At 64.7% G+C, this 10,119-nt stretch carries 14 protein-coding genes; 7 read left to right on the top strand and 7 right to left on the bottom strand.

All coding sequences use genetic code 11. The annotated features are described in order from the left end of the window. The first annotated feature begins 756 nt into the window (after nt 1-756). Both tssD and ACFE70_RS14930 read left to right on the top strand, forming a co-directional pair. Nucleotides 757-1,185 (top strand): type VI secretion system tube protein TssD, encoded by a 429-nt coding sequence (gene tssD, locus ACFE70_RS14935; protein ID WP_375418567.1) that lies wholly within the window; start codon nt 757-759, stop codon nt 1,183-1,185. A gap of 52 nt (nt 1,186-1,237) precedes the next feature. Beyond that, the gene (locus ACFE70_RS14930) at nt 1,238-1,843 is read left to right on the top strand and encodes a hypothetical protein (protein ID WP_375418566.1); all 606 of its coding nucleotides are present in this window, start codon (nt 1,238-1,240) and stop codon (nt 1,841-1,843) included. A gap of 14 nt (nt 1,844-1,857) precedes the next feature. On the opposite strand, the gene ACFE70_RS14925 is transcribed toward ACFE70_RS14930, so the two are convergent. The 5 genes from ACFE70_RS14925 to ACFE70_RS14905 all read right to left on the bottom strand — a co-directional run bounded on the left by ACFE70_RS14925 (nt 1,858) and on the right by ACFE70_RS14905 (nt 4,434). Next, nucleotides 1,858-2,088 (bottom strand): hypothetical protein, encoded by a 231-nt coding sequence (locus ACFE70_RS14925; protein ID WP_375418565.1) that lies wholly within the window; start codon nt 2,086-2,088, stop codon nt 1,858-1,860. Between the two features lie 22 nt (nt 2,089-2,110). Next, a complete protein-coding gene (locus ACFE70_RS14920) occupies nt 2,111-2,461 on the bottom strand; it encodes a hypothetical protein (RefSeq protein ID WP_375418564.1) in 351 nt (116 codons plus the stop codon). A 49-nt stretch (nt 2,462-2,510) separates the two neighbouring features. Continuing rightward, complete coding sequence (locus ACFE70_RS14915; RefSeq protein ID WP_375418563.1) at nt 2,511-2,762, bottom strand: hypothetical protein; 252 nt, start codon at nt 2,760-2,762, stop codon at nt 2,511-2,513. A gap of 114 nt (nt 2,763-2,876) precedes the next feature. Next, entirely contained in the window at nt 2,877-3,608 is a 732-nt protein-coding gene (locus ACFE70_RS14910) for an alpha/beta fold hydrolase (RefSeq protein ID WP_375418562.1), read from the bottom strand. Between the two features lie 16 nt (nt 3,609-3,624). Beyond that, nucleotides 3,625-4,434 carry an aquaporin gene (locus tag ACFE70_RS14905; RefSeq protein WP_375418561.1) on the bottom strand — a complete coding sequence of 270 codons (810 nt, stop codon included), beginning with the start codon at nt 4,432-4,434 and terminating at the stop codon, nt 3,625-3,627. Nucleotides 4,435-4,644: 210 nt separating this feature from the next. Here ACFE70_RS14905 and ACFE70_RS14900 point away from each other — a divergent pair, with 210 nt between their 5' ends. The 5 genes from ACFE70_RS14900 to ACFE70_RS14880 all read left to right on the top strand — a co-directional run bounded on the left by ACFE70_RS14900 (nt 4,645) and on the right by ACFE70_RS14880 (nt 8,818). Next, nucleotides 4,645-5,544, top strand: a complete 900-nt coding sequence (locus ACFE70_RS14900; protein ID WP_375418560.1) for an SDR family oxidoreductase — start codon at nt 4,645-4,647, stop codon at nt 5,542-5,544. A gap of 63 nt (nt 5,545-5,607) precedes the next feature. After that, nucleotides 5,608-6,213 (top strand): gluconate 2-dehydrogenase subunit 3 family protein, encoded by a 606-nt coding sequence (locus ACFE70_RS14895; protein ID WP_375418559.1) that lies wholly within the window; start codon nt 5,608-5,610, stop codon nt 6,211-6,213. Nucleotides 6,214-6,282: 69 nt separating this feature from the next. After that, a complete protein-coding gene (locus ACFE70_RS14890; RefSeq protein ID WP_375418558.1) occupies nt 6,283-7,869 on the top strand; it encodes a GMC family oxidoreductase in 1,587 nt (528 codons plus the stop codon). 144 nt (nt 7,870-8,013) lie between these two features. Continuing rightward, on the top strand, nt 8,014-8,526 hold the full coding sequence (locus tag ACFE70_RS14885; protein WP_375418557.1) for a family 1 glycosylhydrolase: 513 nt from the start codon (nt 8,014-8,016) through the stop codon (nt 8,524-8,526). Then, nucleotides 8,453-8,818, top strand: coding sequence for a hypothetical protein (locus ACFE70_RS14880; RefSeq protein WP_375418556.1), 366 nt, complete (start codon nt 8,453-8,455; stop codon nt 8,816-8,818). The genes ACFE70_RS14885 and ACFE70_RS14880 overlap by 74 nt, the downstream gene beginning before the upstream one ends. Nucleotides 8,819-8,831: 13 nt before the next feature. Here ACFE70_RS14880 and ACFE70_RS14875 read toward each other — a convergent pair whose 3' ends face one another. Both ACFE70_RS14875 and ACFE70_RS14870 read right to left on the bottom strand, forming a co-directional pair. Next, nucleotides 8,832-9,569: an IS982 family transposase gene (locus tag ACFE70_RS14875; RefSeq protein WP_375418555.1), complete on the bottom strand. Its 738-nt coding sequence runs from the start codon at nt 9,567-9,569 to the stop codon at nt 8,832-8,834. 266 nt (nt 9,570-9,835) lie between these two features. Beyond that, complete coding sequence (locus ACFE70_RS14870; RefSeq protein ID WP_375418554.1) at nt 9,836-9,985, bottom strand: hypothetical protein; 150 nt, start codon at nt 9,983-9,985, stop codon at nt 9,836-9,838. Nucleotides 9,986-10,119: the final 134 nt, after the last annotated feature.

Below are 10,119 nucleotides of genomic sequence, written 5' to 3'. Positions count from 1 at the left end.
CCTCTTGCAAAACCTACCTTAGCGTACTGTCCGTTTTTACTAGACCACCCCAGGACATCACCCGTTGAGCTATTCCAGTCTTCATTAGCTGTCGGTGAAGACTAACCCTACGGGGTGTTGGCTGGGGCAGTTGGGTGGGCTTGCAGCCAGCACCGGTACTGCCTGACTTCCGCATTCGCGCCGCCGCCCGCAGCGCCCGCCTGCGCGGGGTGACCGGCACGGCGGCCGGGGTGGCGGGTTGCGTGGCCGGCACATCCACTTCAGGGCGGGCGCCCACGTAGGTGTGGCACTCCTTGGCGAAGTTCTGCCGGCATTGCTCAGCGTCCAGTTCGTACACGCTGCCGAGGTAGCAACTGTCGAGCAGCAGGATGAGCAGACGAAACAGGAGGCGGGTGGACATGGCCGGCGGCGGCGCCCGACAGAAGTGGGCGAGACCTGGCCGGGGCCGGGCTCAGGAGGCGCTGTGGCAGTAGCTTACCCGCGTCCAGCTGCTGCGGTAGAGCGGCGGGCTCAGGTCGTTTCGGGGCGGGTGGAGCCATTTTTTATGCAGCGTGCGTGAACATCAAAATGCCCGCTGGCAAACTGCCAGTGGAATTTTTTGGGAATAGCAAAACGGCTGGCTCATATCCTGAACGCAGGCCTCGGGGCTTCGCGCAGCACGACCGAAAATGTGCTAGTACGCCTGATACAGCGCGGCAATTCCGGTTCGTGCCGTAGCTTGCTGAGCCAACCCCCTACTCCGGTTGGCTTGCTGGTATGGCTTCTTTCTACGCGGAGTTGCAGGTGGCGGGCCACACCTACCCGGTGCGGCGCTGCGACTACTCGTTCACGCAGGCTACGGACGCGCGGGGTCGGGTTAATGCCAAGGTCCGGCACGGGCTGGTGCAGCTGCTGCTGGACGTGCCCGACGATGATTTTCTGCCGGACTGGGCCAACACCCCCTACAAGCCCCTGCCGGGGCGGGTGGTGTTTTACGAAACCCAGGGCCGCACGGCGCGGGAGACCCTCTCCTGGGAAGCAGGTAACTGCGTCGGCTACCGGGAAGACTTTCAGAGCGGCAGCATCGAGGACGGCGCCTACGTGTGCCACGTCACCATTACCGCCCCGAAGCTGACCATGCAGGCCGGCCAGGTATCTGCCGCCGGTTGCGGGCACGCACGGCAGCCCGCAGCAGGGACTTTTTAACAATCCTTTCATCCTCACGCCGTCGGCTACCCCTACGGTCTCTCCGCCTGCGGTGCCGCCGTCGCCGGTGCTGGCTCGCATCGCGGCGGCCCTGCTGCGGGTGCTAACCAGCGCCCCAGCCATGACGGCGGCCCTGGTGTTCATGTCGAACAACAGCCGGGACGACCCCGGCTATAAATCGGAGTGGGACTTTGGCCGGCTCTCGCAAGTGCCGACCGACAAGGACCGCGCCCGCCTGGCTTACCTGGAAGCCGAGCGCGAGCACCGGGCGCTGACCAGTGAAGAAGATGAGCTGGTCACGCTGCTGGCTGTGGTGCGCAAGGTGCACCTGGGTGGTCCTACTTTCTTGCCCATCTACTACGCTGAACAAGCCCGAATAACCGCCGAAGCGCGGGCGATGGATGCGAACCGCAACGGGCATTCTTACGCCGAACACGGTGCGCACGTCACGCCTGCACAGCACGAGACCCGCCTCCGTACCGGGCGAAAGCCGTCCGGCGTTACGCCTGTGAAGCCTGATGGCACTTCCGATATCCCGACTAAATCAGCAAGCTTTGAATCGGATGCCAAGCACCTGGAGACGCTCCGGCTCGCCGACCGGCAGTTGCAGACCGAGAAAATTAACTCAAAGGGCGAGTTGAAGAAAAAGGTCGTTTAACATCCGCATTCGGCTTAGGAAACCGAGCGCGCAATCTTGCGCATGGCCGCCGGTGAATCCCCAAACTTGCACAGCGCCTCGCAGTGCTGGCGCAATTCCGAAAATAGGATGTAGTGGATGACTGCCCCCGCTGCCCGAATCGACGGCCGTAATGACTGTGCTTGTACCTCTTTTTCGCGGGCGTCAGGCACCACCAGGTACAGCGCTGTCTGTTGCTCCGGTATCGAAAACGCCAGGTCCGTCAACCGCAGGATGCCAGAGTAAATATTACGTGCTTTTCTCAACCTCAAAAGCAGCTACAACGCGACTGGTGCCGGGCGCTAACCACACAATGTCAATCAGCCGAATGGTCGCGGCTACATCGGCCGGCACCGGCAAATCAGGGTGCTGGTCGAGGCAGAGAAACGAGAGTTTTTGGCCGTGGCAAAGACGGCTGCGGTCATTGATGGCCGTCGCCACGTCGCAGCCCAGCACCTTGCCGATGCGCAGTAGGTGATGCTGCATCTCAGTGTGCTGGTTCTGCTCCTGAGCTTCGGTCTGCACTTCCTGGTGCCGCTTGCGGGCCTGCTGCTGGTATTCCATTCCGGTTACCGCACCCGCCGCGGGAAGACGTTTCACCCGATGGGCGTGCAGCGCCTGTTGCCCAAATCAGCCGAATAATCCAGCGCTACTCGAGCGTGAGGGCACACACGCCGGGCCGATGCAGGAACTCCCCATCATCGAAGTACAGGTCTGTGTCGCTTTCGTTGCCTACGCAGGCTAGCACGTAAATATCACCCGGCACATTCAGCGCCACGCGCAGGTCCTCGTAGTGGCTGAGGACAACGACGCCGAGCTGTCGAATCTCGCTGGCGACGCAGTTCTCGTTTTTGTCAAAGACCACCAAGTGAGTATAGGCCAAGGGCACGCTTTCGCCCATACGCGTCAGGTTAGGCAGGCCGCCACGGGCTCAGCGGCTGGGGAGGGGGCCGCCCGTCAAAAAGCCACTTTGTCGTTGAAACGCGTGGGGAAAAGCTAAAGCTGGCGGCGGAGTTTAGCAGGAGACGACTGATTGGGTGAGGTCGGCCAGGGCAGCGGCCACCCGCGCGGGTGCCTCCAGCGGCAGCAGGTGCCCGGCACCGGGCACTTCTTCGAACTGGGTACCGGCGGGCAGCCGGGGCAGCGTATGTTGCCGCTGGGTGGCGGGCGGAATGGCTTGGTCGGCGGTGCCGACCAGCAGGCGGCAGGGTACGCCGGGCGGCATCAGGGCAGTCAGGTCCTCGCGGGAGCCGCCGGTCAGCCAGGCCACCCAGGCGGCCGGCGTGGTGCGCAGGTTGTCCTGGATGATTGACGCACGGTCAGCGGCGGTCAGCGGCGCGGCGGTGATGCGGGCCAGGGTTTTCGCCGCCGCGGCGGGCTGGCCGCAGGCCGTCAGGCTGGCCGCACGGTCGGCGTCGGTCATCGGCTCCGGGCCGGGCGGCGAGGGTGAGAGCAGCAGCAGGCCCCGCAGGCCGGGCAAGGAATGCGCGGCGGCCAGTGCGATTTTGCCGCCCATGCTGTGGCCCAGCAGCAGGAAATGCGGAAGCTTGTGCTCGGCGATATAGCCCATCAGCCAGGCCACGTAGCTGCCTACCGAGTAGTCAAAGCCGGCCGGCGCGGCCTGGCCGCCGAAGCCGGGCAGGTCGGGCGCCAGCAGGGCCTGACCGGGTGGCAGCAGCGGGCGCAACAACTCAAATTCCCGGCCGGAGCCGGCCCAGTAGTGCAGGGCAACGATAGCAGGTAGCATGAGGCAGGGCGGAGGCTTAACCGGCCGTAGAATCTGGGTAGTGCGGCGGCTCCGCAGTAACCGCGGACCTCGCCCCTTGGTTGGCCAAGTATGGGCGGAAGTGCCGGAACAAAGCCGCCGCCAGCCACATGGCGGCCGGCGGGGCCAGCAGGTACACCCACAGGCCGGTGTAGTCGCGGGCCGCCGCGGCCGACGCCAGGCTGCGCAGCGGGTTCAGGCTCATGCCCGAGAGCGGTGACTCCCAGATAACGTAGATGGCCACCAACGCCGCCCCCAGCCCGCCCGCAACCTTGTGCAGCCGCGCCGAATGCAGCGCCAGCAGCAAGACCAGCACCAGCACTAGGGAAATGACAAACTCGGCCCCAAAAGCCAGCAGCGAACCGTCGGGGCCGGGCCGGGTGGTGCCGAAGTGGACGCTGGGGTGGCTGTAGTAGCGAAACAGCAGGGTTTTGAGCAGCCACACCGACCCGAAGCCACCCCCGGCCTGAGCCAGCCCGTACCAGAGCGCATCGGCCCGGCTTATCTTGCCCAGCTGCCAGAAGGCCAGCGTCAGGGCCGGGTTGAGGTGGGCGCCGGAGCGCTGGCCCCAGGGGCTGTAGGTGATGCCCGCGATGACCAGTCCCATGCCGATGCCCAGCGGCACCCGCCGCAGCGCCTCGCCCACGCCGCGGCCGGCCAGCGCTTGGTGCAGCGCCGAAGCGGGATGCTCCAGGGCGATGGAAAACAGGCCCGCGCACACTACAAACACGGCCAGCCCCGCGGCCTCAGTCAGGTAGTGGGGCCAGTGCTGCCGCAGGGCCGCCGGCAGTTCGGCGCGTAAGGACATGGAGTGAAGGGAGAAGGTGAGCGGAAGCGACGGACGGGCTTGCACGGATAAGCCGCGTTGTTTCCGCGTGGGCATCAGCAAAGTGCGGCTTACCCTTTACTCCCCCAGAGACGGTTGCGTTCAACGGCCCGGCGCAAAAACCTGGGCGCTGCCCTGGCAGTATGCCATGACGCAGCTCAGCTGGTTTCCACCCTCCCACGCCTTTGTCCTATGCCCGCCGCCAAGAAAACGCCCACCGCTCCCAAGCGCCCCACGGCCGCCGACTTCAAGGCCGCGGCCGAGAGGCTGCCCTACCCTGCCCGGCAGGCCGACATGAAGCTTCAGCCCGCTACGGAGCTGAATAACTACCGCGCCGCCGGCAAACTGACCGGCAAAGTGGCCCTCATCACGGGCGGCGACTCCGGCATCGGGCGCGCCGTGGCCCTGGCCTTTGCCAAAGAGGGCGCCGACGTGGCCGTTCTCTTCAACGAAAACGTCGAAGACGCCCAGGAAACCCAGCGCTTGGTGGAGCAGGAAAAGCGCCGCTGCCTGCTCCTGCAACTCGACGTGCGCGAGCGGGAGCAGTGCAAGCAGGCCGTGCGCCGCACCCTGGCCGAGCTGGGCGGGCTCAACATCCTGGTGAATAACGCCGCCTACCAGATGGCGCAGGAGAAGTTCGAGGACATCAGCGAGGAGCAAATCCGCCGCACCTTCGACACCAACATTCTGGGCTACATCTGGCTGGCGCAGGCCGCCATTCCGCATCTGCAAAAGGGCGACAGCATCATCAACACCGGCTCCATCGTGGGCATTACGGGCATCCCGATTCTAGTCGATTATTCGGCCAGCAAGGCCGCCATCCACGCCCTGACCAAGTCGCTGGCCCTGTACCTGGGCGAGCGGGGCATCCGGGTGAACTGCGTGGTGCCCGGCCCGGTCTGGACGCCCAACATCCCGGCCACCATGCCGCTCGAAGAGATTGAGAAGTTCGGCCATGAAGTTGCCCTTAAGCGCCCCGGCCAGCCCGAGGAGCTGGCCCCCGCCTACGTGCTGCTGGCCTCGCAAGACGGCTCGTTCATGACCGGCTCGCTCGTGCACGTGACCGGCGGCAAGCTCAGCAGCGACGAGTAGGGCAGGGGTCTGGGCGCCCTGACCTGGCCGAAACAATAGCCCGCCTACCCCCTTGTTCTCTTTATGAGCTATCCTTCCGGTACCGTGCGGGCCCTGCTCGCCACCGAGCACGTGACGCCCGCCACTCGCGCGGCCGTGCAGGCCCGCCTGGCGCCCCCACCCTACGCGCCCCGCTTCCTGGAGCCGGCCGCCTACGCGCTGCTGCGCGCCGTGGCGGCCCGGCTGTTTCCGCAGCCCGAGCGCGAAACGCCCATCGAGCTGGCTCCCGGCCTGGACCAGCGCCTGGCCGAAAACGGCAGCGATGGCTGGCGCTACGACGCCCTGCCCCCCGACGGCGAGGCGCTGCGCCTGGGTCTCGCTGGCCTCAATGAAACCGCCCAGGCCCTGCACCAGCGTCCTTTTGGAGCCCTGAGCGCCGAGGACCAGGACGCCGTGTTGCGCGCCGTGCAAACCGGCCACTGCCCCGGCGCCACCTGGCAAACGCTGCCCGCCGCCCGCTTTTTCGAGGAACTGCTGGCCGAACTGACCGAGCTGTACTACTGCCACCCGCTGGCCCAGGAGGAAATCGGCTACGCTGGCCTGGCCGACCAGCCCGGCTGGACGGCCATCGGCCTCGACGAGCGCGAAGACCGCGAGCCGGCGGAAACGCCAAGCCAGCCAGGAGCCTGATTCCCTACCCCCCTCCGAAAAGACAAGCTCCGTCCTTGCCTCCTGATTTAGAAACTGCCGCGCTGTTTTATGCTTACTAAATTAAACTCCGCTGCCCCGCCCGCCGCCGGAGCCCTTTTTGACGAAGAAGTGGACTGCGTGGTGATTGGTACCGGGGCGGGCGGCGCCCCCCTGCTGGCCCGGCTGGCGCAGGCGGGCCTGCGCGTGGTAGCCCTGGAGGCCGGCGCCTGGCACAACCCCGCCAAAGACTTCGCCACCGACGAGCACGCCCAGAACTTCCTGTTCTGGAACGACGAGCGCCTCAGCGCGGGCCGGGACCCGGTGTCTTTCGGCAAAAACAACTCTGGCATCGGGGTCGGGGGCTCAACGCTGCACTACACGGCCTACACCCCGCGCGCTCAGCCCGACGACCTGCGCCTGCACACGGACTTCGGGCAGGGCGTGGACTGGCCTCTGGACTACGCCGATTTGGCGCCGTACTACGACGAGCTGGAGCACTTCCTGGGCATTTCCGGCCCGGCCGCCTACCCCTGGGGGCCGCCCCACGCCCGCGCCTACCCGCTGCCGCCGCTGCCGCTCAACGGCGCGGCCCAGCTCATGCAGCGCGGGAGCGAGAAGCTGGGAGTGCGCACCGCACCGGCGGCCAACGCGGCGCTCTCGGCCCGCTACTACCAGGAAGGGGTAGGCTGGCGCGAGGCCTGCACCAACCGTGGCTTCTGCCAGGCCGGCTGCTCGGTGGGAGCCAAGGCCAGCATGGACGTGACCTTCGTGCCGCTGGCCGTGCGGCACGGGGCCGAGGTGCGCCCCGGCAGCTTCGTGACGGAGATAGCGCGCGACAGCCGGGGCCGCATTACCGGCGTGGTCTACGCCCAAAACGGGGAGCGGAAGCGGCAGCGCTGCCGCTACCTGTTTCTATGCGCGGGCGCCGTCGAAACCCCGCGCCTGCTGCTGCTGAATGACTTGGCGCTCAGCAGCGGACAAGTCGGCCGCAACTTTATGGCCCACACCGGCCTCCAGATTTGGGGCACTTTCGAGGAAGTTGTGCGGCCCTACAAGGGCATTCCAGGCGCTCTGATTTCGGAGGATACCCACCGGCCCGCGGACGCAGACTTCGTGGGTGGCTACCTGCTGCAAAGCATCGGCGTGATGCCGGTTACGTTTGCCGGGCAGGCAGCGCGCGGGCGCGGGCTGTGGGGCTCCGCGCTGCGCGACTACATGAAGAACTACAACCACGTGGCCGGCATCAACATTCTGGGCGAGTGCCTGCCCCACGCCGATAACTTCCTGGAGCTGAGCACCGAAAACGACGCCCGCGGCTTGCCCAAGCCCCGCATTTACTTCACTAATCAGGCCAACGAAGTTCGCCTGACGGCCCACGCCGACGCGCTCATGCGCCGGCTCTGGGAGGCCGCCGGTGCCCGCGACATCTGGGCGTTTCCGCGCAACGCCCACGTCATCGGCACGGCCCGCATGGGTTCAAGCGCCGCTGACGCGGTGGTCGATGCCGACGGCCGCGCTCACGATGTGCCCAACCTCTACATCTGCGACAACTCGGTTTTCCCCAGCGCCCTGAGCGTGAACCCAGCCCTGACCATCATGGCCCTGAGCCTGCGCACGGCCGACCGGTTTCTGGTGGAGCGGCGGCGGGAGGGGTAGGGGCAGGGCTTAGCTGCGCTGTCCTTCGGTTATCCCCGCCCGGATGTTCGTCCCGCCGGCATCGTGACCTGACAACTTTCTCGAAGCTTAACTATATTCTTCCACGACGGGCGGGGACAATCCCCGCCCCTATCTCATGCATCCATGCCCAAAGGTTTTCTAATCCATGTCAAGCAGCACTTCGGCGACCAGGGCTACGCGGGCGACGAGTACGGCGGGGCCGGCGGCCACGACGGCTCCGGCCTGCCCACTGGCACGCCCGGCAACTTCATGTTTGCCACCGGCATCGAGTGCTCCTACCCCACCATCGACCAGGGCCAGACCCGACGCGACCTGCTCGAAGAGTGCGGCCACTACGACCGCTGCGAGGAAGATTTGGGGCTGGTGCAGGCACTGGGGTTGAGAGTGCTGCGCTACGGCCTGCCCTACTACAAAATCCAGACGGCGCCCGGCCGCTACGACTGGACCTTTGCCGACCGCGCGCTGGGCGAGATGCAGCGCCTGGGCATCACCCCGATTCTGGACCTGATGCACTTCGGCGTACCCGACTGGCTGGGCAACTACCAGAACCCCGAACTGACCTGTGCACTTCGCCGACTACTGCGGGGCCGTGGCCCGGCGCTACCCCTGGGCGCGCTATTACACGCCGGTGAATGAGATTTACGTCACGGCCAAGCTCAGCGCCAAAGACGGGGTTTGGAACGAGCAGCTGCAAACGGACCGCGCCTTCGTGACGGCCATCAAGCACACCGTGGCGGCCAGCATCCTCGGCACCCAGCAGATTGCCCGGCACCGCCCCGACTGCATCATCGTGCAGAGCGAGTCGGCCGAGTTCACCCACGAGCTGCGCGCTACCCGCACGCCCGAAATTCAGCTTGGCAACAAGTTGCGCTTCCTGAGCCTGGACTTGCTCTACGGCCACCACCCCGACGCCGAAATGCTTAATTAACCCAAGTTGCAGACTAGTACCCAACCTGGTCTAAGGTGTGGACAAAGATGAAGAGGGCCAGTTCGAGCACGAAACCGGCGGCGGTCACCGCGTGAATGAGCTTGGGAAAGCGGGCGGTGAGCTGGCTGAAAGTAGTTTCGATGCCTTTGCGAAAGTACTGAATCAGAAAGCGTTGAGCCGGCGTATGGGGCCGCTTGCTGTTGGCCCTGCGGGCGGTCTGCTGTTGGCCGCCGGTGGCCTCGGCAAACAGGTCCTCCAGGGCGTAGTCGGTGTAGGCGGCACCGGTGTAGAGGGTGCTGCCCGCGGGTAAGTCCAGGTTCATAGCTTGCAGGCCGGTAATGTCGGCTTCGCTGCCCGCGTGGATGTAAAACTCAACCGGCCGGCCGTCGCGGGTGGTGAGGACCTGGACTTTGAAGCCATAAAACCACTGCCGCTTGCTAGCTGAGCGGCCCCGGTAGGCCTTGCCCGTCAAGAGCTTGCAGCGGGGAATACGGATGTTTTGGCATACGGCCACGGGAAACGAGTCGATGACGTAGCGGGCCTGGGTGTGCAAGTCCTTGAGCACCTGGCCACAGGTGGCGAACAGCGCGAGCAAGGTAGCAGTTAGGGCGTGCAGTTGGCGGGTAAAACCACTCTTGTCCAGCTTGCTTTGCCTCCAATGCTGCTCCATGTAGCGCTGGCCCAGCCCTAGATTGCCCCCGAAGAAGCGGGCCGCCACCAGCGCCGTGGTCAGCACCTGCGCATCGCTCAAGCGCCGGCGCGGGTCAGCCGGGACGAGTCAGGGTAAGCAAATCATCGAGGAAGCAGTACATTGCAACGGTCTGTTCGCGCATGGTGTGATGGTAGGAAAGGGAGGTCAGAGACCCCAAACCTACTGCTGCTCTGCCGAGCAAACTTTTTTTATACCGTCACTACTCCGCAACTTGAGTTAATTACTATAATCACGAGCGCCTGCACTCTAGCATTGACTACCAGACGCCCTATCACACTCATCAACAGCTCCTTCAACTTAACGCCCTAAACTGTCCAGCGTAACTGGACCACCTCAATCTTATCGCCGGTGTAAAGCTGAATGCGGGCCTGCCCGTTCTGCGGATTGAACCAAACAAAAATAGCCGTCGGCTTATCTGCCTTCGGCTCCTTCAGGTGAAAGGAAACGGTTGCCATAGCAAAATATTAATCATATTTGCTACAATATATAAAAATTAAGTTATGGGTACAGTATAGGGTACAAACTTGCCGTATAATATCGTAAAAGTATGAGGCTGACTATACTGATTGTTTGATGAAAATAGCTCTTA

The organism is uncultured Hymenobacter sp. (assembly GCF_964243305.1).
Lineage (GTDB): Bacteria > Bacteroidota > Bacteroidia > Cytophagales > Hymenobacteraceae > Hymenobacter.
The sequence above is the reverse complement of the archived record's forward strand: the minus strand, read 5'-3'. Positions and strand labels throughout refer to the sequence as shown.

Bases quoted from the DNA above. Each gene is read 5' to 3' on its own strand.
- ACFE70_RS14890 (WP_375418558.1), top strand. From the start codon at position 6,283: ATGCTTACTAAATTAAACTCCGCTGCCCCGCCCGCCGCCGGAGCCCTT.
- ACFE70_RS14900 (WP_375418560.1), top strand. From the start codon at position 4,645: ATGCCCGCCGCCAAGAAAACGCCCACCGCTCCCAAGCGCCCCACGGCC.
- ACFE70_RS14905 (WP_375418561.1), bottom strand. From the start codon at position 4,434: ATGTCCTTACGCGCCGAACTGCCGGCGGCCCTGCGGCAGCACTGGCCC.
- ACFE70_RS14870 (WP_375418554.1), bottom strand. From the start codon at position 9,985: ATGGCAACCGTTTCCTTTCACCTGAAGGAGCCGAAGGCAGATAAGCCG.
- ACFE70_RS14895 (WP_375418559.1), top strand. From the start codon at position 5,608: ATGAGCTATCCTTCCGGTACCGTGCGGGCCCTGCTCGCCACCGAGCAC.
- ACFE70_RS14910 (WP_375418562.1), bottom strand. From the start codon at position 3,608: ATGCTACCTGCTATCGTTGCCCTGCACTACTGGGCCGGCTCCGGCCGG.
- ACFE70_RS14915 (WP_375418563.1), bottom strand. From the start codon at position 2,762: ATGGGCGAAAGCGTGCCCTTGGCCTATACTCACTTGGTGGTCTTTGAC.
- ACFE70_RS14885 (WP_375418557.1), top strand. From the start codon at position 8,014: ATGCCCAAAGGTTTTCTAATCCATGTCAAGCAGCACTTCGGCGACCAG.
- tssD (WP_375418567.1), top strand. From the start codon at position 757: ATGGCTTCTTTCTACGCGGAGTTGCAGGTGGCGGGCCACACCTACCCG.